Annotated in this window: 22 protein-coding genes; 10 read left to right on the top strand and 12 right to left on the bottom strand. The window is 43.7% G+C overall.

Features of this window, described 5'->3' with window-relative positions; all coding sequences use genetic code 11:
• From H567_RS29080 to H567_RS0118745, 5 genes are all read left to right on the top strand, one after another.
• A partial coding sequence (locus H567_RS29080; protein ID WP_028322574.1) for a tetratricopeptide repeat protein occupies window positions 1-732 on the top strand: 732 nt, incomplete at its 5' end.
• Window positions 733-1,275: 543 nt separating this feature from the next.
• Entirely contained in the window at window positions 1,276-1,992 is a 717-nt protein-coding gene (locus H567_RS0118760) for a DUF932 domain-containing protein (protein ID WP_028322573.1), read from the top strand.
• Window positions 1,993-2,060: 68 nt separating this feature from the next.
• The gene (locus H567_RS26020; RefSeq protein WP_208598431.1) at window positions 2,061-2,453 is read left to right on the top strand and encodes a DUF2958 domain-containing protein; all 393 of its coding nucleotides are present in this window, start codon (window positions 2,061-2,063) and stop codon (window positions 2,451-2,453) included.
• A 169-nt stretch (window positions 2,454-2,622) separates the two neighbouring features.
• Window positions 2,623-4,818 carry a site-specific DNA-methyltransferase gene (locus H567_RS0118750; protein ID WP_028322572.1) on the top strand — a complete coding sequence of 732 codons (2,196 nt, stop codon included), beginning with the start codon at window positions 2,623-2,625 and terminating at the stop codon, window positions 4,816-4,818.
• A gap of 5 nt (window positions 4,819-4,823) precedes the next feature.
• Window positions 4,824-7,502: a DEAD/DEAH box helicase family protein gene (locus H567_RS0118745; protein ID WP_028322571.1), complete on the top strand. Its 2,679-nt coding sequence runs from the start codon at window positions 4,824-4,826 to the stop codon at window positions 7,500-7,502.
• 297 nt (window positions 7,503-7,799) lie between these two features.
• Here the strand turns inward: H567_RS0118745 and H567_RS0118740 are convergent, their stop codons facing one another.
• The 3 genes from H567_RS0118740 to H567_RS0118730 all read right to left on the bottom strand — a co-directional run bounded on the left by H567_RS0118740 (window position 7,800) and on the right by H567_RS0118730 (window position 8,607).
• The gene (locus H567_RS0118740) at window positions 7,800-7,940 is read right to left on the bottom strand and encodes a hypothetical protein (protein WP_153306264.1); all 141 of its coding nucleotides are present in this window, start codon (window positions 7,938-7,940) and stop codon (window positions 7,800-7,802) included.
• 86 nt (window positions 7,941-8,026) lie between these two features.
• A complete protein-coding gene (locus H567_RS26015) occupies window positions 8,027-8,341 on the bottom strand; it encodes a DUF2958 domain-containing protein (RefSeq protein ID WP_244155519.1) in 315 nt (104 codons plus the stop codon).
• Between the two features lie 26 nt (window positions 8,342-8,367).
• Entirely contained in the window at window positions 8,368-8,607 is a 240-nt protein-coding gene (locus tag H567_RS0118730; protein ID WP_153306263.1) for a hypothetical protein, read from the bottom strand.
• Between the two features lie 431 nt (window positions 8,608-9,038).
• Between H567_RS0118730 and H567_RS0118725 the strand changes: the two genes are divergently transcribed.
• A complete protein-coding gene (locus tag H567_RS0118725; protein WP_028322568.1) occupies window positions 9,039-10,088 on the top strand; it encodes a CHC2 zinc finger domain-containing protein in 1,050 nt (349 codons plus the stop codon).
• A 289-nt stretch (window positions 10,089-10,377) separates the two neighbouring features.
• Here the strand turns inward: H567_RS0118725 and H567_RS28025 are convergent, their stop codons facing one another.
• The 5 genes from H567_RS28025 to H567_RS0118700 all read right to left on the bottom strand — a co-directional run bounded on the left by H567_RS28025 (window position 10,378) and on the right by H567_RS0118700 (window position 16,960).
• Complete coding sequence (locus H567_RS28025) at window positions 10,378-12,069, bottom strand: AIPR family protein (RefSeq protein ID WP_084517567.1); 1,692 nt, start codon at window positions 12,067-12,069, stop codon at window positions 10,378-10,380.
• Window positions 12,070-12,463: 394 nt separating this feature from the next.
• Window positions 12,464-13,438 carry a replication-relaxation family protein gene (locus H567_RS0118715; protein ID WP_028322566.1) on the bottom strand — a complete coding sequence of 325 codons (975 nt, stop codon included), beginning with the start codon at window positions 13,436-13,438 and terminating at the stop codon, window positions 12,464-12,466.
• 21 nt (window positions 13,439-13,459) lie between these two features.
• Entirely contained in the window at window positions 13,460-15,253 is a 1,794-nt protein-coding gene (locus tag H567_RS0118710; protein ID WP_028322565.1) for a type IV secretory system conjugative DNA transfer family protein, read from the bottom strand.
• A gap of 12 nt (window positions 15,254-15,265) precedes the next feature.
• Window positions 15,266-16,063, bottom strand: coding sequence for a hypothetical protein (locus H567_RS0118705; protein ID WP_028322564.1), 798 nt, complete (start codon window positions 16,061-16,063; stop codon window positions 15,266-15,268).
• On the bottom strand, window positions 16,064-16,960 hold the full coding sequence (locus H567_RS0118700) for a hypothetical protein (RefSeq protein WP_028322563.1): 897 nt from the start codon (window positions 16,958-16,960) through the stop codon (window positions 16,064-16,066).
• A 223-nt stretch (window positions 16,961-17,183) separates the two neighbouring features.
• Here H567_RS0118700 and H567_RS0118695 point away from each other — a divergent pair, with 223 nt between their 5' ends.
• On the top strand, window positions 17,184-17,603 hold the full coding sequence (locus H567_RS0118695) for a hypothetical protein (protein WP_028322562.1): 420 nt from the start codon (window positions 17,184-17,186) through the stop codon (window positions 17,601-17,603).
• Between the two features lie 858 nt (window positions 17,604-18,461).
• Complete coding sequence (locus H567_RS26010) at window positions 18,462-19,721, top strand: replication initiation protein (RefSeq protein WP_051185121.1); 1,260 nt, start codon at window positions 18,462-18,464, stop codon at window positions 19,719-19,721.
• An 18-nt stretch (window positions 19,722-19,739) separates the two neighbouring features.
• Here the strand turns inward: H567_RS26010 and H567_RS0118685 are convergent, their stop codons facing one another.
• The 4 genes from H567_RS0118685 to H567_RS26000 form a co-directional block, all read right to left on the bottom strand.
• Window positions 19,740-20,015: an HU family DNA-binding protein gene (locus H567_RS0118685; RefSeq protein ID WP_028322561.1), complete on the bottom strand. Its 276-nt coding sequence runs from the start codon at window positions 20,013-20,015 to the stop codon at window positions 19,740-19,742.
• Window positions 20,016-20,155: 140 nt separating this feature from the next.
• A complete protein-coding gene (locus H567_RS26005) occupies window positions 20,156-21,016 on the bottom strand; it encodes a ParB/RepB/Spo0J family partition protein (RefSeq protein WP_051185120.1) in 861 nt (286 codons plus the stop codon).
• The gene (locus H567_RS0118675; RefSeq protein WP_028322560.1) at window positions 20,992-21,768 is read right to left on the bottom strand and encodes a ParA family protein; all 777 of its coding nucleotides are present in this window, start codon (window positions 21,766-21,768) and stop codon (window positions 20,992-20,994) included. The genes H567_RS26005 and H567_RS0118675 overlap by 25 nt, the downstream gene beginning before the upstream one ends.
• Window positions 21,769-21,784: 16 nt before the next feature.
• Window positions 21,785-22,033, bottom strand: coding sequence for a type II toxin-antitoxin system Phd/YefM family antitoxin (locus H567_RS26000; RefSeq protein ID WP_035255266.1), 249 nt, complete (start codon window positions 22,031-22,033; stop codon window positions 21,785-21,787).
• A 392-nt stretch (window positions 22,034-22,425) separates the two neighbouring features.
• On the opposite strand from H567_RS26000, the gene H567_RS28710 reads away from it, so the two are divergent.
• Together H567_RS28710 and H567_RS0118665 are read left to right on the top strand one after the other, a co-directional pair.
• Window positions 22,426-23,208, top strand: coding sequence for a hypothetical protein (locus H567_RS28710; protein WP_153306262.1), 783 nt, complete (start codon window positions 22,426-22,428; stop codon window positions 23,206-23,208).
• A gap of 109 nt (window positions 23,209-23,317) precedes the next feature.
• Window positions 23,318-24,358 (top strand): hypothetical protein, encoded by a 1,041-nt coding sequence (locus H567_RS0118665; RefSeq protein WP_028322559.1) that lies wholly within the window; start codon window positions 23,318-23,320, stop codon window positions 24,356-24,358.
• The last annotated feature ends 46 nt before the right edge of the window (window positions 24,359-24,404 follow it).

Below are 24,404 nucleotides of genomic sequence, written 5' to 3'. Positions count from 1 at the left end.
GTAGAGGCATTAACGAATATCAGTGATAAATATATCCTGATGGGGGATAAAGAGAAAGCTTCGGAGGTCCTACTGCTAGCGTTGGGAAGTGTTGATTCTATTGACTCAAAAGACTTGCGCAGCTTGAGGTTAAAAAAAATCGTTATATGTTATGAGAAACTGGGAAACAGTGGTAAGGCTATTGAAGTTTTATATTTAATCGATGAGGGGAAGGAGAAAATAGAGACATTAATTGAATTATCCGAAATTTATAGGCGGAATGATAAATTAGAAAAGTCGAAAAAATTGCTTGATGATGCATCTAGTATTGCCATCACAATAGATCATATTGCATTGAGATGTTTATCGTTGGAGAAAATTGCTAAGGGATATGTCAACGCGGGATATTATGATAAAGCCTTAGAAATTTGTAAAAATTTTGATGAGAAGCCAGTAGAAGTTATAGCTTTTAAAAGCGAAGTATTAATGGGCTTGGCGGAGATATGTATTGAAGCCAACCAATTGGAATACGCTAAAAAAATGTTGTTTCAATCATTAGAGAATGCTAGCAAAGCGCAATCGGAAGTGTTGTTTGTACAAGCTCTTTGTGAATTTGAAGAAATATTGCAAAAAGCAAAATGGCAAATAGAGGAAAGGGACAGAGTGAGTTTGCAGCGAATGATTCAATACTCTTTTCCAAAAAATGAGATCTTGAGCGGTAGTATGTTGTCATTAGGAAATGAGATGAAATAATACGAAAAGGATTATTTTAAAGGAAGAAATATCGAGTAGCTATAAATTAGCTTTTTGAAGATTTTGAGGTGCGTATAAAATCCTCTGAAAAATCGAACCCAAAAACCCCCGATTTTCGGGGGTTTTTACTGCCTGATTTTGCTGCGTAAAAAACAAATGTTTTATACGGGGTCATTTTAGCCCGTAGATATTTGATTTTTAGAAAAATTCCATCATAATAGGCAATAATAATTTCCTCTCCGATGAAACGTCCTTCCTGAGAAACTCTTCCGCGTCTACCTCTCCCCTTTCCCCTGCCTCTTTCTGTTTGGCGGTTAAAACTAACCCTTAAACAAGAAGGAGGGAATCATGAAAGTTCTTTCAAAAACGCAATGAGCTTCCTGGTGAAAATTTTCTGAGAGTCATTCCCAAATCCTGAAGAGAACCTTTTATGGATCCAGCGCCATCAGCGGGCGAAATTTGCCCGTTGGCGGCAGATTTCTGGCCGACAGGAGGAATTCGTCACACTTTTTGACACTATGACCTGCCGAGGAGGAAGACAGCATGAAAGATATGTTGATCCATTGCGGGGGCGAAGGGGTGGATAGGGAGGCCCTCGATCTCATTCCTTTGCCCGAGGCGACGGACAGTTATGTTCCGGTTTCACATTACGATTTGACTGGAAGGGTCAAGGTTTTCTGCGACGCGATCCTCAAGGATTACGCCCTGATCGGCGAAAGCTATGCTATCGCCCGAAATGGCAATCAAATGTTTGCTCTGCTTAAGTTCCGGACCGAAGACGAGGAAACGGGATTGTCTGTGGCTTTCCGGAATTCCTATGATCGGTCGATGTCAATCGGCCTGGCCGTCGGAGCGACGGTGTTTATCTGTGATAACCTGGCCCTCCAAGGCGATCTGGTGGTAATGAAAAAGCACACCAAGAACGTCTGGAATGATCTGGAAGGGAAAATCATCACCACTCTTTACAAAAGCATTGAGCGCTACAGCCAAATCCTGGTGGATCGGGATACTTTGAAAAGCCGGAGAATCTCCGATGACCAAGGGTTCCAATTCCTGGGGCTGGCCTACGGCCACGGGATCCTTTCCCCAAGACAGATGCCGGTGGCCAAAGAAAAATGGATGAATCCGGAATATGAAGAATTCCAGGATCGGAATTATTGGAGCCTCTACAACGCCTGCACTGAAGCCCTCAAGTCCTCCCCGCCCATGGCAGTAATGGAAAACCACGTCAAACTTCACAACGCCATTCTCGCCTTTTAGGGAAATCCGAAAACGCGGACAAGATTTGTTGCGCGGGCCGAAATGGGCCCGGCGGGAAGGAGTGGTCTATGTGGAACACCCCAACGGAAGAGGACCTAGCTAAAATCCCCCGACTCTACAAGACTGAGCACATTCCCCTTCGGGAAAAGCTGATCCAGCTCCATTTCTTCTTTGGCGACTCAGATTGGTATATCGTCGAGTATGACGGCGGGGATATTTTCTGGGGCTTTGCCATTCTTGGCGGAGACCTGATGAACGCCGAATGGGGCTATATCCCCTTCAGTGAATTGAAGAGCCTGAATATCGGCGGGTTCCTGGTGGATCGGGATCTGTATTGGGAGGTCCAGCCAGCCGGCCAGGTGTACAAAATCCGGCAGGCCTGGTGCCACAGTCATTGGGAGGACAGTCTTCCAAACAGTGCACTCGCTTGTGGAGGGGAAATCGGAAGCGAAAAAGCGTAACTGGTTAGAAAGAAAAGATAACCATCAAAAGAAAAAACCCAAACCGAGGTTCAGTGAGCCTCGGTTTTTCATCTCAATTCAAGAGAAAATATTTTTGGGGCTTGCCTATTGGAAAGTTTGAGCTAGAATAGTTTTATATTCACATAATTCTAAGGAGTTGCATAAAATAATGAATAAATTAGATCTCACCGATAACGAAAAACGTGATGTCATAAAATATCTTGAACTAGACAGACCTTTGCCGGAGAAATATCGGTTTTTATTATTTGATAGCGTCCGCGAGGTTGAACTTGTATGGAATGGCAAAACCGATGAAATCGAAAATTTAGTTTTGCCTTTTCAGGTCATTGAACAAATTGATGAGCCAAGGAGTGAGGATAAAATCACGGATCAAACATCGTTGTTTGATTTGTCTGGCCGGCAAATCAAAGGTTGGTCGAACAAATTAATTTGGGGAGATAATAAGTTAATTTTATCATCGCTTAAAAACGGACCATTACGGAAAGAAATAGAAGCAGAAGGCGGCCTAAAATTGATTTATATTGACCCACCATTTGATGTAGGTGCGGATTTTAGTTTAGATATTGAAATTGGGGACGAAAGTTTTACAAAAAAACCATCTATAATTGAAGAAATTGCCTATCGTGATACATGGGGTAAGGGTACTGATAGTTTTATATCTATGATCTATGAACGTTTAAAGCTTATACACGGACTTTTGGCAAATGACGGTAGTATTTATGTTCACTGTGATTGGCGATTGAGTAGCTATATAAAATTGATACTTGACGAAATATTCAGCAAACACAATTTTCGCGGCGAAGTAATTTGGAAAAAAGATGCAGTCGGGAAGGGTGCAAAAAAGAAAGCCAGGCATTGGCCAAAAACTTTTGACAATGTAATTCTATATTCTAAAAGTGATAATTATATATTTAATTCTTTGTCTGCAGAATTGACAAATAAACAATTAAATGAATTTCGATATCAAGATTCCGATGGAAGAAAATTTAAAAGAACTACACTGGGTGATTATTCTAATAAATCTATTCAGGAGATGGAAAAGCAAAATCTAATCTATGTTTCTGCAACTGGAAAAAAATATAAAAAATATTATTTAGATGAATATTCACTTCAATTAGATTCCATCTGGACTGATTTACCAGGATTTGGTGTTGCTACTTCATCAGCTGAAATAATAGGCTACCCAACACAAAAACCAGAAAAACTTGTTGAAAGAATAATCACCGCATCATCAAACCAAGGTGATCTTGTTGCTGACTTTTTCTGCGGCAGCGGCACGACTTTGGCAGTGGCGGAAAAATTGGGCAGAAAATGGATTGGTTCGGATTTGGGTAGGTTTTCTATTCACACCACGCGTAAACGTTTGATTGGTGTTCAAAGAGAGCTCAAAAAGGCTGGCAAAGATTTTCGAGCTTTTGAAATTCTCAATATTGGCAAATATGAACGCGAACAATTTTTAAACATAAACGAAGATTTACGGAAGGAAGAAAAACATCGTCAAAAACAAGCTAAAGAAAAGCAGTTTATCAATCTTATTCTTTCCGCCTACAAAGCTGAACCCATTGATTCATACAATAATTTTGTTGGTAAAAAAAGAGACAGATTAATAGCCATTGGTCAAATTGATCGACCAGTAACTAATTATTTTCTAGAAAAAATACTCATGGAATGTAGAGAAAACGGAATCACTAAAGCTGATATTTTAGGCTTCGATTACGAAATGGGATTGGATTTTGAAGGAGCCAAAAAACTCGGAATTGATATCCAATTTAAAGTGATTCCTCGAGAAATTTTCGATAAGAAGGCTGTCGAGAAAGGGCAAGTCAAATTCTACGACGTCGCATATATCGAGGTTAAACCTATCGTTCGCGGCCGAAAAAATGCCAAGGAAATTGCGATTGAGCTAGTCGATTTTTCCGTCTTCTATAACCAGGATGACGCCCGCGAGGTGGAGGAGAAACTCAATGCTGGTGGAAGCAAGGTCGTCATTGAAAACGGCCAAGTAATAAAAATATCAAAAGATAAAAAAACTAATGCGATAGAAAAGGAAGTTCTAACAAAAAAATGGACAGATTGGATTGATTACTGGTCCGTAGATTTCGAATTTGAAAGCAAAAAAGAGTTCATTAAGGTGCTTGACGAAAACACCGGCGAAGAAAAAGAGCAATGGACTGGCAGTTATATTTTCGAGAACGAATGGCAGTCATTTCGAACCAAAAAAAATCGTTCGCTCGAACTAATCACCGCCTTCAAGGAAGTTAAAAACAGAAAGATGAAAATTGCAGTCAAAGTTATCGATATTTTTGGCAATGATACGACAAAGATTATAGAGGTTAATATTTAATAGCTATGGCACTTCATAAAGATTTCCCAAAAGACAAATTCGAGATTCTCGATCCAGCAATTAGGTGGTTCCCCGCCGATGAAGACTTGCGGAAGGAAGGTTACGAAAAACTTCTTCCGCCTTTTGTGCCAAGATTGCGAGAAGAAGTAGCTCAGTGGCGGAATGAAAATTATAAAGGCGCTAGCGAGACATCAAAGGCTTTGCTTAACTGGTGGTTTAATGAGCCACATACCATTCTAAACAGAGATGGGTTAAGTATTCCATTTCAATACTATTTTGCCCAAAGAGAAGCCGTAGAAACGATCATCTGGCTTTACGATACCGAGGGTGTAACCAGTAAATATGACCTTTTAAAGTTTGATAAACTTGGCCGGGTTAGCCCCAATATGTTTGCTGAAGACTGGCTCCGTTTTGTTATTAAAATGGCTACCGGAAGTGGCAAGACAAAAGTAATGAGTCTCCTATTAGCTTGGTCGTATTTCCATAAATTTTATGAAGAGAATTCAGAGCTAGCAAAAAATTTTCTATTAATAACTCCTAATATCATTGTTCTTGATCGCATCAAAGCTGATTTTGAGGGATTAAAAATATTTAATGAAGATCCCATTTTACCTGATAATGGATATTATGGGCAGAATTGGGAAGATGATTTTCAAATAAAAGTCCATTTTCAGGATGAGGTAGGAACAATTGCTAAGTCTGGGAACATTTTTCTGACCAATATCCATCGCGTATATGAAGGTAGCTTAAAGCAACCAAGTTTCTCAGATGATGACTTGTCAGATTACTTTTTAGGGAAAAAAGTCGTTGGTAAAACCACTGATTCAAAAATTGATCTAGGCGAAATAGTTCGTGATGTCGACGAATTAGTGGTAATTAACGACGAGGCCCATCATATTCATGATCCAAAGATGGCGTGGTTCAAATCCATTGAAGATATCCACAATAGGCTTTTGCAAAAAGGTAAAAAACTGGCTCTACAAATCGATGTAACCGCCACCCCCAAGAACAACCGTGGCGAAATTTTTGTGCAGACAGTTTCGGATTATCCCTTGGTAGAAGCCATCCATCAGGGTGTAGTAAAAAATCCAATCCTCCCGGATGAGGCTAGTCGAGCTAAATTAATAGAAAAACAGAGTTCTCTTTTTGCCGAAAAATATGAGGACTTTCTGCGATTAGGGGTTGAGGAATGGGAAAAAACCTACAATACGTTGGAACCGACTGGGAAAAAATCCATTCTTTTCATTATGACCGATGATACCAAGAACTGTGATGATGTGGCCACATTTCTGGAAAATTCATATCCAAAACTGAGAAACGCTATATTGACCATCCATACTAATAAAAGCGGTGAAATATCCGAGACCGTTAGCAGCAAAAAGGAGAAGGAGCTACAGGAACTTCGTAGAAAGGCTAATGAAATTGACAGCATGGAAAGTCCATACAAGGTAATCGTTTCTGTGCTTATGCTCAAGGAAGGTTGGGATGTAAAAAATGTGACGACGATTGTAGGTTTGCGCCCTTATGGATCCGATTCTAAAATTTTGCCTGAACAAACGCTCGGACGCGGTTTGCGGAGGATGTTTTTTGGTCAAGATGTTGAAGAATACGTAAGCATTATTGGCACACCTGCTTTCATGGAATTTGTGGAATCGATAAAAGCAGAAGGTGTTGAGCTTGAAAAACGTAAGATGGATCGTATGGGTAAGCCGATCACTCCTACTGTAATTGAGATCGACCATCAAAATGTTAATAAAGACATCTCTAGTTTGGATATCATTTTGCCAATCCTCACTCCAAGAATTCAGAGGGAATATAAAAATCTTAATCTACTAAATGAAGCTCAATTCACACACCAGAAAATTGCTATTAAAGAATTTTCTGACGAAGAAAAACGTGAAATTGTTTTTAAAGAAGTTATTGATGAAAAAGTACACCATACCACGATTTTACAAAGTTCAATTGAACCGAATTATCAAAGTGTTATTGGCTTTTTCGTTCAAAAAATAATGAAGGAATTACGCCTTTTTGGTTGCTATGATGTCCTTTTTGGTAAAGTTAAACAATTTGTTGCCAAACATTTATTCAATAAAGAAGTTGCTTTGAATGATCTAAATACATTAAGAAACCTTTCTGAACTACCAGCAGTAAAAACTATTATTGAAACATTTAAGCAAGAGATAAACAACCTGACCGTGACAGATGTTGGAGATACAGAGATCAGAAACTATATAAAAGTTAGCAATGCTCGACCATTCGTCGTTACTGATAGAAAATATCTACTTCCAAGAAAAAGTGTTTTTAATAAAATTGTTGGTGACAGTGAATTCGAACTTGAATTTGCCAATTTTTTGGAAAATACGAATGATGTAATCTCTTTTGCAAAAAACTATTATGAAATTCATTTCAAAATTGATTATAAAAATGTCAGTGGCGCTATATCAAGTTATTATCCCGATTTTTTTGTGAAAACAGATGCTAAAACTGTATACATTGTTGAAACAAAAGGCCGTGAAGACTTAGATGATATTGAGAAAATTAAAAGATTAAGGCAGTGGTGTAAGGATGCCAGTGAAAGGCAAAAAAACATTAAATATAAAATGCTTTACGTAAAACAAGAAGACTGGGAAAAATACAAACCCAAAAACTTCGCTGAATTGACAGCAAGCTTAGAGAAACCTTAGAACAAGACTACCCCATACCAAACCCTTCCTCCCCTTGAGATCGTCGATCCTGGTAGCTCTCAGGAAGCCAAATATGCGAGCTCCCTACATTTAATCTCGGTTTCGGCCGCTATGCGGCTGAAAGGAGAAAAACCGGCCGAGGCAACCCCGCCGAATGTCGGGGCGGCCGGATTTTCTCCAGAGGGTGGGTGGGCAGACGCCCGTCTCGGGTGGATTTGACAGATTGAAAGAACTTGCTAGGATAGAAAAAGCAAAGAAAGGGAAGAGGCCCTCCGCCTCTCCCCTTCCGATAGCCGGCTACTTGCCTTTCTTACTGCTATACTTGCCGGCCTCGATGCCGTTACGGAAAGACTGCTTGCATTTCCGGATAGCCAACTCCGTAAACTTCTCCTTGAAATCCTCCAGGTCGGCTAAATCCTGGTCAATTCTTTCAATCATTCCGTCCACGTCATCTTTAAGGGTCTTGAGAAATCGGGACCCTTTTTTGGTATAATTTTTCGCCTGCATTGTTTTTTCTTTAATGATTATAAGCGGCTTGAAATGGCCGCGGGCGCTACTTGGCTGATCGGTTTTTCAGTGAAGTAGCGGTCTCTTTCAATCCCTAGCCCGAAAGCCCCCCGAAAGGTTTCCAGTTCGCTGAGACTGAAATATCCCCACTCGTCGTTCCAGTCGCCGAAAATGCTCACATAGCCGAAAAACGCTTTCCCCTCGGGGTCATATTGCGTCGCGTACCAAGTGCCGGCGCCGGCGGGATTGAAAAACTTGGCGATCACCAGCGGATCCTTTTTCCCCTCCTGACTGCCTACCTGGGCAAAACGTTTCTCCAATTGCTTGGTCATAAGCTTCATCGTTTTGATGTTAATAGTTATCGCCAATAGACGATCCAGTTCCCTTTCTCGTCTTGGTCGGCTTCACAGTGCTTGTTAGGAAGGCCGAGAATGTCCAGGGCGTAATTGGCACAGCGGACGTCGTCCGGCCGGGCCATCCCTCGCCTCCTGGCCTCCTTCCAGGCCATCTCCTGGATCTCGTCCCAACGGGCGCTGTAGTAAAGCGGCTGTCCGGAAAATCCGGAGCGGAAAATTTCCGCGTCGCAATCTTCCATCATCACCTGAAGGCTTCGAATATCCATTGCTTTATAGGTTAATGGTTAGAGCTGAAGCCCGATTTTCCTCGACTGGCAGAAAACCGAAGTCTCAGCGGCGGGAAGGCCTTTTGCCTTCCTGGCCGCTTTAGGGCAAAGCAAATCGCTCCCGCGCTGTCAAGGTGGAGTCTCCCCACCGGAAGAACGACCTTGACAGCATTAGCGGGACGATTTGCTACAATGAAAAAGCCAGGAAGGCAAAGAAGCCAAAGGGAATCAGTGGAATTGAAAGGCGAAAAATTAAGGGAATGAATGGACGGTCAAATCCGCCCGAAGGGCGTTCGGGAAAACCAATAGAATTGAGCTCGCATATTTGACATAATGCTGAATGTCCTCAACAATTAAGGTTAAGCTTAATCATTAAAGCTAACCTTTCTTAAATGGAGGACTTTCCAATGGGCAAAAAAAGCAAAAATTGGGTGGATTACAGGGAAATAAAAAGCGGCGTTACCATGGAAATGGTATTGGGCCACTATGGGCTTTTGGCGGATCTTAAACAGTCCGGCAAGAACCTGGTCGGCTGCTGCCCGATCCACAAGGGCACCAATCCCCGCCAATTCTCTGTCAACATCGAAAAAAACATCTTCAACTGTTTTGGAGACTGCAAATCCGGCGGGAATGTCCTGGATTTTGTCGCCAAGATGGAAGACATCCCGATTCGAGAAGCGGCTTTGCTGTTGCAGGGATGGTTCCTCCAAGGGTCCGGGCCCACCGAGCCGCCGGCCGGCAAGGCCCCGGAAGAAAAACTGGCTAGAAAAGAAAAAAAGGTATCCTCGCCTGCTGCGGCAGATGCAAAAGAGGCTGTGTCTGCGGAAAAGCAAGAACCGCCCGAGGAGGATCCGATTATCAATCCTCCCCTGACCTTCCAGCTGAAATCCCTCACTGCCGACCATGAATTCTTCATCGAGCGCGGGATTTCCAAAGAAACGGTCGAGCATTTCGGTCTCGGCTTCTGCACCAAGGGCATGATGAATGGGCGGATTGCCATTCCAATCCACAATGAGCAAGGCCAGCTGGTGGCCTACTGCGGACGGGCGGTTACTCAGGAGCAAATTGAAAATGAAGGCAAGTACAAGCAACCGCCCAATTTCGTCAAAACTGCGGTGGTGTATAACCTTCACCGCCAACCTGAAAAGGCGGATCTCTTCATCCTGGTAGAAAGCTTCCTGTCCGTTTTCCGTCTCCATCAAGCCGGGTATCCCAATACCCTGGCGCTGATGGGGTCGGTCTTAAGCGAAGCTCAGGAAGCCCTGATCGCCGGCCGGCTCTCTGCGGGCGGCAAAGTTTTGCTCTTCTTCGACAACGACGGAGATGGGCAAAAGTGCGCCGCCGATTGTCTCTCCAGGCTCGGCCGGCACGCCTTTGCGAAGGTTTTAGATGTGGGCGTTTACGGAAGAAAACCCCATCAATTGAAACCGGAAGAGCTAAAGGCGCTAATCGGATGAAATTTTTGGATGGGAAAAACAAAAAAGCCTCGGAATCAGCGAATTCGGAGGCTTTATTTAATTTTCCATAGCTATTATAAATATCTTCTTAAGCTTCATAGAAGGGCTCATCTTAATAAACTTTTAAGATAAGAACGCGGCATTTATTAACTTTATTTATATTTTTTCCATTAAATCTTCAAAATAATATACCACACACTAGTTTTCGACCATTCCTAAATGCAGTTACTCAGATTAAGCTAGCCAAATTACAATACTATATAGCATTCGCATTGATTTTAACATATTTTCACGGCAATGTACGTTTTCTCTTGAAACCTGCGGCTTCAATAACTTTACTCTTCAGAACGGTTCCTTTAGCAACTTGATCTGTCGCTCCCAAATCTAAGTATGCTTTCCACGTTATTGCTATGCAGTCCATAAGTAGATCTGTTGTGATTTTACCTAAGTCAATTTTAGCCATTTTTTTTGCTGATGGAAAGCTATAATCCATAAGTTTCATTGCCGCTAACATCGCCACATAGAACCTTACATTATTCCAATGAGAACTTGGAACAATGCAATCATCGCGCCTTAAAGTGTCTTCTACATTCATCGTCAATACAGACGCATTGTAATAAACATCTAATGGGTAACTATCATTGAAAATCATTCGATAGTCTTCATCTCTTTTAATTACACTTGATGGACGTGCCCTTGCATTCGCCGGATCTCCAAGAGCACAAGCAAGTACTGCCTGCGCTAAAAAGCCTATGCTTATTATTTTACGTACTGGTTTACCAGAATTCTTATAAAAATTCTTCCGCCTGTCATAAAACAATCCTCGTGCTGCAAGAAAATCCTCGATATCACGATGTATTTTATCAGTCGCTCTTAATGACGCGCTAGGTATTGTTGTTTGGCTGTTTGTTGCTCGGATGATACGATCTCTGCTTTCCGCATCTTTTGTCACAATCACCCTTACTAATACCGATCTTGGTTCATCTGGCTGTGGACGAGAAGATAGAGCTTCGAACATTTCACGTGATGTCTGAAGACCGTTTACTACTTCAGCATTTTCAATGGTAAGCGTTTTTCCACTGACTGTTGCGTCTGTACAAATAATTGTGATCCCATTATTCAACCACCAAAAATCCTCGAAGGAAGCATTAGTAAGAGTTTCACGGATTTTTTGGTTCACTTCAGTATTGCCTTGATAATCGCGCACATTACCTTCGAATATACGTTCATTTATAGTGCCATTCTCTGAAATAAACTGAACGTAATCATTCAGCCTTGCAAGACAAACATACGCAATTTGACCAGTAGAAATTGGCGTCTCAGCTAATTTCAAGTGATGAACTGATTTAGGAGTGCGTCTGGCAAGTTGGAGAAGCTTGCTTGCTGTTAGAAAATCAAAAGAAAACTCAACTGGTGAAAACGCACTTTCAACAATCTCCTGAAGATGATCAATTTTACGCTGTACATTTGGGTGCACTTCTTCAGCGTATACCGCATAGAAATATCGTATTGTCAACTTAGGAAATTTTGAAATCAAATTCGTATAGCATTCGCGGAAGATGATGATTTTCTCCAAAAGCTCGTTATTATATACAGTAGCCAACCCTGATACTTCTTTGGTCAGATCAAGCAAATCGCGGGAAGATGCGATATACTTGTCCATTCCTGCTTCGCTAAACCCTGATGAAGTCTTTGCTTGAACAAACACTAGTTCTATAGGAACATTTCGCTTATATTCATAAGAATCAATAGTTTCTCTGCATAATGTATTGTTTATGAAAAAATAGAACGCATCAATGCCTCCGTCGCCACGTCCATCCACAATTCCATCTTGGATTTCATCGTAGCTAAGATCACGATCTTTCAAAGCTTGCTCAGCTGCAAAGATTTCAAAATATTCGCTATCCGATAATTCGGGAGCTATCTCATCCCTTCGCTGAGAAATGAGTTGACGAATCAGAATCAAATCATTCCCACTCATTTATTCCTCCAGTTCTATTTCATCCTGTAACGAAAAAACTGATAATTTCAAATATAAATCGGACAGTTTCTTTTTAAGATGGCAAAAATTTACAATGACAAAAAAAGAATGCTCAAAGAGCACCCTTTTTATCCCGTTTCCCTCCACGGCCGGCCGAATGGCCTAGACCGCAATTACTTTCCGGGATGCTGAAAAGTTCGCAATCCGATCTTGTTTCACGATTTGTTTTTATCGCGGATCCCAAACAAGACCGCTGCTCCAACAGCAAAATTGCCAAAGCGGCAGTTGCCTACCGCCGCCGGGGCAATATAAGGTCGAGCCTAAGCAGAGGCCAAACCAGCCGTGGTTGAGAATATTATACGCGTAAATCAGATTTTGTAAAATTACCAATTAGTTAATGCATAAGACTCACTAGGGTTTCATCCCGTCCATTTCTCCAGATTGACTCCATGAGCATTTTGGGCTGCGACAAATCAACCTGGTCCTCAGAGGCGAAAAGGAACATCTTGGATCCGTTTCCCCGTTCGTCCACCTCCTTGTTGGCCGCAATCATATTGTCGATCCGATCCTGGGATTTGGTCACGGTGAGCACCCGGGCCGCCTTGAAGCTTAGGTTCTCCTTGAACAAGTCCTGCTGATAAGATGCCCAGTATCCCAACATCTTTTTGAAAAATGATGTCTTATAAGGATTATTTCTCTTCACCGGCATCGTGGCCCGGTCGGCCTCCAGGAAGAAATAGGCCTTGTTCCGACCTGGCGGATCGTTGGGAAAATAAAGGCCGAAAATGTTGTCCGGAATAACTCCCATCGTTAAAGACCGCATTTTCCCATCAAAGGGGTATTTCAGATTCACTTTCCAGCCGAAAGGATTCTGTTTTTTCTGGCTCCCCTCGGGAAGAGTATTGAAAATCTCTTCCGGCCTGATCAGTTCGACGTTTTTCCTGGCCCGGCAGGCCAACTCAAGACACACCATAAAATGGGAAACGAGCAACGCGTGTTCCAGGTAACGGGCCCCGACTCCCCGGTTTTTGCGGGTCCAGTCAATCTTCCCTCTCGGAAGTTGATACTCCTCGGCCAAAAGATCAGCGCCGGCATTCCCTAAGCCGTAAACCATCGGGTCGCTGCCCCGCTGATAGGGCCGAATTTGCTCCAAGGGCCTGGCCAGATAGCCAGCATGGAAAAGGCCGTGGAGGCGCCTTAATATCGGTTGCCGGCTCCCCCCGATCAAAGCGGCAATGTGGTTGGAATTCAAAAAGCGGTGTTTGAAAACTTCCTGGATAATGTCCCGATCCCGCTCCTGGAGGCGGAATCCGACAGAAGGAACCCGCCGATAGCGGGGTTTTCTTTTTTGCGTGGTAGCGGAAGACATATAGTTGAATTAAAAATTAGCTCACTCGCGGAAAGATTCCGGATCCTTTTTGGCGTGTCTGGCTTCTACAGTCCGGGTTCGGCGTGCCCCGCTGGCTTTGCCGGCAGCGATTTTAGCTTGCTCTTGGCTGTGCAGATAAGCCGCCTTTTCTATGGCCAGCATCCGGTACTTAATCCCCTCCTCCACCTCGAGGCGTTGTTTGGCAAACTCGGTCTGATGGTAGCAGTTTTCCTTGAAGGCTTTGATTTCTTCCTCGAAGGCAAAGGCCTTTTTGACGGATGGAGTTTTGACAAACCTTGGGATTTTCTTAGGTAATTTAATTATAGCATATTGTGTCGGTTGATTCACCATAGCGCTCATTGCCTTGTAAATCTGCTCTTGCAAACTGAAAACTGAAGTCGGCAATAGTTTCAAAATCGGTTCTAGTGTTTGGGATTTTCCCCAAGATTCACTCTCTCCTTCGGTAAAAGCTTCTGATTTCGATTCCGAGCGGGACCAGGAACGAGAGCCGGAACTGCCGGAGCTGGTTGACACCAGTTCGTCATCATCGAAAAACCAACCGTCTTTCGGGCGCCGCGTTTCACTTTGGTTCGATCCTTCGCCGTAGCCGTCTTGCTCAGTGGTACCTTTTGTTTCGGTCCTCGAAGAGCTTCTTCCCCGGCTGTAATTCTCCATCCAGGCACGGATATAGCGGACCACCGTGGGCTTATCCAAGGTGTGTTTAGCCTCTTCCAAATCCAAACTGCCCAGAAAAACCTGTTGAGTCAGTAATTCAGCGTCCTCCACACCCAAACCGCCAAAAATCACCTTAGTTTTGGCGTCCGTCATTACTGAATGGTAGATGTCCTCACCTGCTTTCTTTAGCTGGGCCAGGTGCTGGTGGGCCAGAATCAGGTGCAATCCGAATTTGCGGGCCTCGTCCAGGATCCGCCCGATATCTTCATTGATGAAGCGGGCGCATTCGTCGATATACAGATAAAAGGGCCGGCTGCCTTCCTCCCGCTCCCGGCAAGCCATAAAAAGGTCGTTCACAATCAACGTCCCCAATAGCCGGGCATTGTCGTCAGAAATGCGGTTCCTGGCCGCCAGATTGACCAACAGGATCCCGCCTTCATCCATCAGTTTCCTAAAATTCAGGGTTGCCTCGGTCTGTCCGATGGTGTTGCGGATAATGGGAGAGGCTAGGAATTCCAGCATTCGGTTGATGGTGGAGCTGAACTGCTCTTCAAATTGGTTAGGCTTGAGGCTGTTGGCATAATCCCAAAGGGGCTGGATATTGGGATCTTGGATGTCCCGGGTCAGATATTCCCGCACCAAACCGTGGGTATGGTCCAAAAGATAGCGGCATTCAAGCAAAGACAATTTTTTCTCGGCCAGCACGTGGAAAATGAGCCGTAAACATCGTTTCAAAAGAGGCGTGCGGTCCAGGTCCTGACCGCCCCAAACCTTGGCCACCGCCCGTACCATAGCATCCACGTGGTAGGAAATATGGGCCGAACCCATCCGGAGCGGATTAAACCCAAAAGACCATTCATCCTCGCCGGCGTCAAAAAGAATGATATTCTTGCGGCCAAACATTTGCTTAGCCGCACACCAAAGGACAATGTCCTGGTATAAATAGCCGTGGGGATCGATTAAGCATAACCCGTTTTCATGCTTGATATCCTCGCGGATCATATGTTCGATGAATTTGGATTTCCCCTCCCCGGTAGAACCCAAGATGTGCATATGGGTACTGCGAATTTTGGGAGTGATATACACCAAATCGTCTTGCTCTTTATCGTGCCCAAGTTCTATGCTTTTTCCCCAAAGCATTTCCTGGCTCCTCTATAATTCCTGCATGACCTCATAGTATTCTTTATCGAGCTTCAACACCTCTTCCTTCTCGTATTGGCTAAGCTGCTCCCTTGTCCTTCCCCTTAAAATATTGGCCACTTTGGCCTCATATTCTTGGCGAAATTCCCTTACCGAAGCTTGTTTTCCGGTTATGTTTTTTATCCGGTTATCCATGCTCCTTTTGGCTTTATCAAAAGGATCCTTTGACCTCGATTCCTGGTTTACTCTTTCTGTCGAAGCAGAGAAACTGGCAATTCTGGCTTTTCTCTTAGCTATGCTTTCTTGCTTTTCCAGTATCCTGTCTTCCCGTATGAGCTGTTTCATCTCATCTGCCGTCTCTATATCAACGTCAAATTCCATTCGCGTCTGAAACAACTTCCTTTGCGCCGCTATCACTTGCTCTTGAGATGCCGTTGTGCTGGCCAAAACCTCATAATATTTCGTGACTTTTTCTAAGAATTTTCTTTCAATACTTGTCTGGAAAGAATTTTTCAAATATCCTAAATAGGTTGCAATAACATTCGGAGATCCTTGAAGTTGACCTAACTGGTCCATAATAAAATGGGGATCAAATTTCTTCGGCATTTCCATTTCTCTACCATTAGGTATTTCAAGAAAAGCGGAACCGTTTTTTTCAACAATCATCACATCCCCCTTGTTTTTCACAATCAAAGACAAATCCTTCTCCATTTGACTGTGCTCCTTATTTGTGCTGAGCGCTCCAATTAAAACCGCTACTCCAATTAAAAAAACAATGCCAAAAAAAGCGATCGTTCCCAAAGCCAACATTTATAAAAGACTCCGCGTCTTGATGCCCCATTTGTTTTTTGAATCAATGGTTACTAAAATCTCAAGACTTCCCTTTCTCGCTCCAAAAATGCTGGTTACAAAACCTTCATCCGAAAGACCCGTACCGATAACCAGGATATTGCCTTCACTCCCCCCCAGCCGTAACCCCTCCGCGTATGGATGCAGTACATTTATTTTGTTCGAAATCTCAAAACTATCTGAGTCCTTAATTGGCATTGTAACTAAAGTAGGTGATCCATCCGGTCCCTTCGCCCAAAATCGGCTTGTTGTTCCACTGTTTGTTGGATCCAGAAGGTACTGATAAGTGCGCACAGGTAAAGCCCCCACAAAAAGCTTCTCGTCTGCCTCTCCATTGCGTTTTACCTGGATGGTTACGTAATCGCCGGTATAAACCTGCGCCACGGCAATCTCCTTTGAATGCGCGGGATCCATCTTAAAAGAGAATTTGGTAAGCCGCGCTTTTTGCTCTTCAATCGCCTTTTGGTTAGCCGCCTCTTTTTCCTGTTGTCTGCGGACACGCTCCGCCTCTAAACGACGCTGTTCTGCCAAATGCCACTGCCTAGCCTCTTCTTTTGCCTTCCTAAGGCGTTCTGCTTCGCGTCTCTGCTCCTCTTCCAACCGTCTTTGCCTTTCCTGTTCAGCCAGCTCTTTTTTCTCCAAAAGCATCTCTTCTTGGATGGCCGCCAATTTCCGTTCTTCCTGTTCTCTTCTGGCTTCCTCAGCTGCCCGGGCTTTTTGCCTTTCCTGTTCGGCAATCGCCTCCAATCTGGCAATTTCCGCTTTCTGTGCTTGACTGTGGTGAAAATACAAAAAACCGCCCAGAGCAACGATTATCAAAGCGGCCCCCAAGACGAAGAAAGCTGTTCGATTAGTCATAACTCCTCCACCCATATTGACAAAAATCAATAATATGATATAGTTAGCTATGTTTTATTGTTGAACATAGAATAAGTTATTTTATGCTAAAAGATCCTTAAATTCAAGCCGCTTTTTCTCTCTCCCGCTTTCAATTTCCTCCTTTTATTGTCAGCCCCGACCTCAATTCTCGATAAATCGGGATCCGGGCTGGCATAAATCATTCACCAAAAGGAGGAAAAGCATGGGCAATCACAAGAAAAAGAAAATCCGGTCATTCTCAAAGATGGTTCAAAAAGTAGAAGATTCACTCCGTCTATCCCCCGGGCATATCATCGAAAATATTTCTTACCCATGGGGAAGCCCCGAGGCTTGCCAAGAACTTGATCAAACAGCGGGCGGAATGGCGTCAATGTTATGGAAACTGCACGAAATGGAAGAAACAGATTTGTTTCTCTTGGCAGAAAGCTGCCCGGAAGCTAACGCGGAAGTCCAGAAAATTGTTGATTCCTTGGCTTTTGTTTACACTCTCTTACTCCACACCGAGCGCCGATCAAGAAGCACCACCCATACTTTTGCCCAAAGAAATCCTCAGGCCTTTATCGCCTGGACAAAGGAAAGGGAAGAGGCTTGCAAGCAGTCGCGCTTGCGGCTGGTAAAATAGGTTTGTGCCACAATTCGAAAAGGGATTCTCCAATGCGGGGATCCCTTTTTTCATTCAAGGCGGGGATGTTTTGCGGGCCTTGGTAGTGGTGGGGCGACGATACCAGTTGGGGTTGGAACCAGTTTTGAGTTTAAACCGGTTGAAACCAGGCGGCCTGAGCCGATCCAGTTAAAACCAGTTCACCCCCCCTGTCGCGGAGCCCCGATTTTTCCGTTTCCTGGTCGGCCCGATTTTGGGGCGGCCGGGAAACGGATCAAAAATCGAGGAGCTCCCGACTTCGCCCTTTTTGGTGAAGCAACATTAGTTGCTGAACCCGTTAGCCGGAGGAAAAAGGGCGAAGTCGGGAGCATAGCGAGCGACAGGGGGGGTAACCATTTCTCCCGCCATTTGGCGGGTATAAGTTCCAGCTGGAATTCCAGCTGATATACATACCTAATAACCAGCTACTTTTGTATATGTCCGCGATAGCGAAATCTGGTTTTCTAACCAGTTGAAACCCGTTCCCTGGCGTAGCCAAAAAGACAACCACAACAACTCTTCTTCGGTTTGCCCTCCGGCTTTTGCCGGTTTCCCTGTTGTTGTTGTTTTATATATTTTAACTCTTTTAATTGTTTTCGGGTCCAAAAAACCGTTTATTTACGGGCAATTACAGACCTAAACATCACACTTTGCTGGCGAAACATCACCTTTTGCTGGTCAAATATCACACTTTACTGGCGAATAATCACGTTTTGCTGGTTAAATATCACAAAATGCTGGCGTGATTATCACAGCCCTTGACAGAAAGTGATATAATGGTAGAATTCGAAATGTAAAAATTAAAAAACAAGTTTTATGTATGAAAACAGGAAGTTAATTGTGAAAAACTTGGAGGAAAAAAGTCTTGTTGTTAAATCCAATCGTCTGATCGAGGCGTCTTACCGGCTTACCACGCAGGAGCAAAGATTGATTTTGCTCATGGCCTCTATGATTCGCTCGGATGATGTGGATTTTCACACCTACCAAATCCGAGTCAAAGATTTCAATGACATTGTCGGAATCAAGGATAAGGCCGGATATCGAAAAACCAAAGACCTTACCAAGAAGCTCTTATCAAGAATCCTGGAAATTAGGTCGGAAAGATCATTGCTTCAAATCAGCTGGCTTTCGTCGGCTGAATATTTCGAAGGCCAAGGCTATGTCGAGCTCAGTTTTGACCCCAAACTGAAGCCATACCTGCTCCAAATCAAAAAATACTTCACCCAATACCGCCTCAAAGATGTTATCCGGCTCAAAAGCTTTTACTCGGTGCGTCTTTACGAGCTGCTAAAGCAATATGAAAAAATTGGCCAGCGGGCGGTGGACCTCGAGGAGCTCCGCCACGTCCTGGGGATCCGGCCGAATGAATACAAGCTCTATGGTCATATTAAAAACCGAGTTATTAGGCCGGCCCAGAAGGAGCTGAACAGCAAAACCGATATTCGATTTGAATTTAAAGAGCAAAAAACCGGCCGGAAAGTGACCGGATTGACTTTTGTAATTTATCGCAAGAAGGAGGAGCCGGCCGAAAATCTCTGGGAGGTGCCGGAAGAAGCGGAACTGGAAAAATCTGGTATTTCCAATAAAGAGCTTTATGAAAAGCTGGTCAAGTATTTCTGCCTTTCAAATGCTCAAGCTCAGGAGATTGTCAAAAAATATGATACCGAACGAATTGAAGAAAATCTCAGTTACGTGGAGGACAAATACAATAAAAGCTTGATTAGCGACATCGCTCCTTACACCATCAAAGCCATTAAGGAAGATTATCGCCTGCAGAGAAGCCTGTTTGATATCGAGAAAGAAGAAAAAGAACAGGAGCAAGAGAAACGGAATGCCCTTCAGAGGCTCTCAGAACGCCTAGAAGAAGAGTATAGGTCCCTAAAGGTATCAGCGGCCAAAAAGATGCGGGAAAGCCTCTCAGAGGCCGAAATTTCGCAAATAGAGGCTATGGTGGAGCAGGATATCGAGAAGAAAGGCCAAACCGGCATTGGCAGGGATCTTTTCTTCCGGCTGGGCATGGAAGAGCACCTAGCCAGAAAGGCCGGGTTGCCGACTTTTACGGAATGGCGCCAGGAGCGGATGAAAGAGCTTCAGAAATAAAACTGGTTAGAAAGGAAATTATAGATCAACCCGCTCTTTGAGTTCCTTGCCCACTTTGAAGAACGGCAACCGCTTGGGCGCAATCTGGATAAGTTCACCGCTTTTGGGATTTCTTCCCTGGTATCCGTCGTAATCCTTCATTTTGAAACTGCCAAAGCCTCGAAGCTCAATCCGTTCGCCTTCAATCATGGCGGATTCTATCTCGCCAAAGAAGGCGTTAACTATCTCTTTGGCTTTCTCTTGAGTTAGGCCCTCCTCCTCGGCCAAGGCTGCGATCAGCTCCAATTTATTCATTGCTCCCCTCTTGACAAAGAAACGAAATCATTTTGTAAGAAGATGATAATAAGAAAAACTGCCGGATTTGCTCGGGCAGTTTTTTGAGATAAAAAGCCTGAAAATGGCTCAACAAAGGGAAAAAAGTCCGCGCGCGGACATTACTCGGATAAAAATCGGTCGATCTCTTTTTTGAGAAGGTCGAGTTCTCGGAAAAGGATAATTTTCTCGGTTTCTTCCATAGTTTCGATTTCGAGTTTTTCTAAATAGCTGGCTAAGAGGGAAGTCTTTTCCAAGGCAATGGCTGCCGGCGTGCGTTTTATCGGAGGCTTGCGGACCCGTTTTCGGACGTCTTGCCGGACATCCTCGGAAGTCAGGGCGCCTGATCGGACCTTTTCAAAAAGTTCAACCATCTCCTTATCGGTATCTTTTCGGGCGATTTCCACCAGGACCCGCTTGGGGATATCACTTTCCAGGCACTTTTGCCGGATCTCTTTTGGCAACCGATTAAGCCCCAAAGTCTGGGTGACGGTGGTTCTGCCTTTGCCGATTACTTTGGCCAGCTGTTCTTGGGTGTAATCAAACTCGTCAATCATCCTGGCAAAGGCCTCAGCTTCTTCAATCGGATTGAGATTTTCCCGTTGAAGGTTCTCGATTAGGGCAATTTCAATCGGATTGCCCTTGGTGAGAATGGCCGGGACATCCTCGAGGCCGGCGTCCTTGGCGGCCTTAAGCCGGCGTTCTCCTGCCACCAAGAAAAGCTCTCCGTCTTCATCCCGCCGGATCACAATCGGCTGGATGATGCCTTTTTGGCGGATGGATTCCGTCAATTCTGCCAGCGCCTGCGGATCGAAAAACTGGCGGGGCTGATACGGATTGGGCCTGATCTTGTCGATAGGCACATTGTAGAAGCTGCCGTCCTGGTAGCCGTTGCCCAAGTCAGCCGGATGTTGGCTGTCTTTGGTTGGCTCGATGGCGAGCTTGCTTTTCTTGTCGGCTAATTTGTTTCTGATTGATGACATAGTTGTAAAAATTCGTGAGTTAGTTGGGTGTAATCCTCAGCTCCCGAGCTGTTGGACTTGAATGTAAAAATCGGCTCCATAGCAATATGGGCCTGGTTTAAGGCCTCGTTCTGCCTGATTTTGGTATTAAAAAGCATGTTTTTATACGGTTCCAGCTGTTCCAGAATCCACTCGTTGGTGACGGATTTACGAGTATCCACTTTGGTAAGCAGGATCCGGATAAAATTCTCTTTGGCTATTTCCTCGCCGTTTTTGACGTGTTCCACAGTCTCCATCAGGTCGGCAAAGCCGTCCAGCGAATAGCGGGACATTTCACAGGGTACCAGGATGAAATTAGAGGCGTACAAGGCGTTAATCGTCAAGGTTCCCAACGTCGGCCGGCAGTCGATTACGATAAAGTCATAATCCAGATTCTGCAGGGCCTTATTAAGACGGCTTTCCTTGAACATCTCGGGGGTGAGTTGTTGCTCGGCCCGATCGAGCCGGATATGGGAGGGAACCAGGTCGAGGTTTTGCACCGTCGTTTTCAGGATAGTGTCCCCGATTTTCTGCTTGTTTATCAGCACATCGTGAATCGCCAGCTTGTAAGTCCCGGGCTCGATTCCCAAACCGATGGTTGAATGGGCCTGCGGGTCCAGGTCAATCAAAAGCACCCGATGACCCTGCCGAGCCAGCCCCGCCGCAAAGTTGATCGAAGTGGTGGTTTTCCCCACTCCCCCTTTTTGATTGATGACTGCTATGATTTTTTTCATTTTAATTTTTGAAAAATTAGCTTTTTTTCCGGTTTTTGCCCTGGAGAAAATCCTTCAAGGGAATTTCCAGGGTGGCATTTTTAATTTTAGACCCTTTTCCGATATTTTTCAAATAATCCTCAGCGCTTAGGATCACCGCCCTGGGCTTTCCCCGCTTGCTGATGAGGAAATGGGCGTTTTCCTTTTCAATCTTGTCCAGGAGTTCGCCGAAGCGGGTTCGGGCGGAAAGGGTGTCGATGAGTTTGAGAACAGGATTTGATTTCATAGAGATTATCGTTGGTTAATTGATGAGTAAGGTGATGAGTTCATTTGCATTCTAGCAGGAACCGGCCGGCTGTCAAGTTTCCCTTTGACTGGATTTTCTTTTTAAAAACTTTACTAGGCAACTGCTTTTAAGGCCACACGTTTTGCGCTTGAACTTTACACGGAAATATGATTTAGCTGTGAAAATAGACATATCAATGTAAAACCCTCTTGTTGCTGCTGGCTGCTTAGCTTTTGTTTCAAAATAGAATCCAACATCAATAATCGGTGGTATTTAGTTTGCAGATGATTTTTAAAATCTTATACACAATCACAGCAACAGTATTATATGCTGTCGTTATGTACTGTATTTGGAGTTACCACATAGGTATTCCAAAATGGATAAAGAGTTTTTTGTCTATATCGGAATCTAGCGAATTAGATAACCAAGGCAAGAATGTTTCTAATGCAATTAATCAAAATTCTACTGGAAACAATTCGCCTAATATAAATGCAATAAACTCATCAATTAATTTTAATAATTATGGGATGTCTCAAGCAGCCATAGAAGAATTAATACAGAAAACTGGTAAGGTAGACGCACTAGAAGATATCTTAAAGGACTGGAAAGAAAAAAGTGTGCCTGCATCGAATCAAGAGGAAATGTTAAAAACGATTATGGCTATGATCACAAGTTTAGAAAAACAGCTCAATGAAAAATCTTTTCAAAATACAGACGAGGATAAGCCATTAGAAAAATTTAATCATCAAGAATTTATTGATAACTTTGTCGCATTTAAAGCATATTATCACTACCGAAAAACATTAAAATTGCTTAATCCACAAAAATTGATTGAATTTTTAAACATATATTTAAGATCCATTCTTTTGTATCCATCTCCAGAAAATAAACCATATAATGTCACAAATAAAGAGGGAAGTTTATTGCGCCTAGCGATAGAAGGACGTAATCAAAGTGGCGAAAAAGTGTTAATAAGTCTGCCAGAACTTTCAGGAACGATATTCCACGATGTTTGCAATGATTTTGTAAAAAGTGCGGATGCAAAAGATTATGATATGTTAATAAAACTATTTAATAGAGCTCTAGCAACTAATGAGCTAGATAAAGTGCATAAATTATATATAACGGATGCAGAAGCATTTATTAAAAAAAATAAAGTAGTACAAAATTTTTGAATTATAATTTGATGTGTCAATTATGAATCCAAAAACTTGACAAGGGCTTGTTATTTTTGTCAAAATGTGATAGAATAATAATGTGTATGCTTCGTTAATATAAAATAAAATGAAAATAAATAAGGGAGGGAACACTGGAAAGCGATTATTTTCCAGTGACAAACCGTCTGTTATTCGCCTCCGCTACACCCTGCCGGTGCTTTTTGTTGTCCTTCTGATTTTCCTCAAACTCCCTCTTTTGTCCATCTACTTTGAAACTGTTCGGCTCATCATCACTCTGGCTCCCATGGCGGCCATTGTGGCGGTGGCTTGCTACGCTTTCTATCATTCCCACCGAGGAGAAAAACCCAACCGGCTGGGATACTATCTGCTGATCCTGAAAATCCTCATTGCCATTCTCGCTTTCTATATCCTCTACGCCCCGGGGGAATTTTTTGCTTTCTTCCAATCCCTTTTGGGCTTTGCCGGTTCCGTCTTTACTCTGGAAGGGCTGATTTTTCTTAGCGGCCCGATTGCCGTCATCTCCTTTTTGCTCTTTGCCGGCTTATTGGGCTATCGGTCCTACCAAGCCAAACAGGGAACCTACACCGGCTCGATCACCAAACTGTTCAAACGGCTCTCTTTCACTTTGTTCTTCCTGTTCATGGCTTTGGGCTCAACCATTGTGATGGCCAGTCCCTCGGCCATCAAGCCGATGACCGATTATCTGGGCGATACGATTTTCACCCTCTCGGGCGGCCATATCCAAGTGCTCAAGGGAACAGATGTCTCCCAATACAAAAGGCTCCTGTCTCTCAAGGAAATGACTTCTTCCCTGTCCACTTCTTTGGTTGACACTTCCAAGAACTTCTCCGAGGCGATTGAAGAAAACAAGACCGTTTTCAAGGAGGATTTGTCCCAATCTGCTCAAGAACTGGCTTCTTCCATATCGGAGACCACCGAAGACCTCAAAGACAAGCTGGAAGAGGATATTGATGACAAGCTGCCCCTGGGCGGCGGAACCTTGTCGGGCAAGCTCACCATCGGCAAAGACCTGACCGTTCGGGGCGAGACGGAATTTGAAGACACCGTCAATGCCAATGATATTTTGCCCAATACCAATGACAGCTATGACTTGGGATCGGCGGTGTCGTCTTTCACAATAATCTGACGTTTTTTTTCTGATTATCCTGGACGATTGGTGGTGATTTTCGGGG

Source organism: Desulfatiglans anilini DSM 4660 (genome assembly GCF_000422285.1).
Taxonomy (GTDB): domain Bacteria; phylum Desulfobacterota; class DSM-4660; order Desulfatiglandales; family Desulfatiglandaceae; genus Desulfatiglans; species Desulfatiglans anilini.
This window is presented reverse-complemented; position numbering and strand designations above follow the sequence as displayed.

Bases quoted from the DNA above. Each gene is read 5' to 3' on its own strand.
- H567_RS0118760 (WP_028322573.1), top strand. From the start codon at position 1,276: ATGAAAGATATGTTGATCCATTGCGGGGGCGAAGGGGTGGATAGGGAG.
- H567_RS26020 (WP_208598431.1), top strand. From the start codon at position 2,061: ATGTGGAACACCCCAACGGAAGAGGACCTAGCTAAAATCCCCCGACTC.
- H567_RS0118750 (WP_028322572.1), top strand. From the start codon at position 2,623: ATGAATAAATTAGATCTCACCGATAACGAAAAACGTGATGTCATAAAA.
- H567_RS0118745 (WP_028322571.1), top strand. From the start codon at position 4,824: ATGGCACTTCATAAAGATTTCCCAAAAGACAAATTCGAGATTCTCGAT.
- H567_RS0118740 (WP_153306264.1), bottom strand. From the start codon at position 7,940: ATGATTGAAAGAATTGACCAGGATTTAGCCGACCTGGAGGATTTCAAG.
- H567_RS26015 (WP_244155519.1), bottom strand. From the start codon at position 8,341: ATGACCAAGCAATTGGAGAAACGTTTTGCCCAGGTAGGCAGTCAGGAG.
- H567_RS0118730 (WP_153306263.1), bottom strand. From the start codon at position 8,607: ATGATGGAAGATTGCGACGCGGAAATTTTCCGCTCCGGATTTTCCGGA.
- H567_RS0118725 (WP_028322568.1), top strand. From the start codon at position 9,039: ATGGGCAAAAAAAGCAAAAATTGGGTGGATTACAGGGAAATAAAAAGC.
- H567_RS28025 (WP_084517567.1), bottom strand. From the start codon at position 12,069: ATGAGTGGGAATGATTTGATTCTGATTCGTCAACTCATTTCTCAGCGA.
- H567_RS0118715 (WP_028322566.1), bottom strand. From the start codon at position 13,438: ATGTCTTCCGCTACCACGCAAAAAAGAAAACCCCGCTATCGGCGGGTT.
- H567_RS0118710 (WP_028322565.1), bottom strand. From the start codon at position 15,253: ATGCTTTGGGGAAAAAGCATAGAACTTGGGCACGATAAAGAGCAAGAC.
- H567_RS0118705 (WP_028322564.1), bottom strand. From the start codon at position 16,063: ATGTTGGCTTTGGGAACGATCGCTTTTTTTGGCATTGTTTTTTTAATT.
- H567_RS0118700 (WP_028322563.1), bottom strand. From the start codon at position 16,960: ATGACTAATCGAACAGCTTTCTTCGTCTTGGGGGCCGCTTTGATAATC.
- H567_RS0118695 (WP_028322562.1), top strand. From the start codon at position 17,184: ATGGGCAATCACAAGAAAAAGAAAATCCGGTCATTCTCAAAGATGGTT.
- H567_RS0118685 (WP_028322561.1), bottom strand. From the start codon at position 20,015: ATGAATAAATTGGAGCTGATCGCAGCCTTGGCCGAGGAGGAGGGCCTA.
- H567_RS26005 (WP_051185120.1), bottom strand. From the start codon at position 21,016: ATGTCATCAATCAGAAACAAATTAGCCGACAAGAAAAGCAAGCTCGCC.
- H567_RS0118675 (WP_028322560.1), bottom strand. From the start codon at position 21,768: ATGAAAAAAATCATAGCAGTCATCAATCAAAAAGGGGGAGTGGGGAAA.
- H567_RS26000 (WP_035255266.1), bottom strand. From the start codon at position 22,033: ATGAAATCAAATCCTGTTCTCAAACTCATCGACACCCTTTCCGCCCGA.
- H567_RS0118665 (WP_028322559.1), top strand. From the start codon at position 23,318: ATGAAAATAAATAAGGGAGGGAACACTGGAAAGCGATTATTTTCCAGT.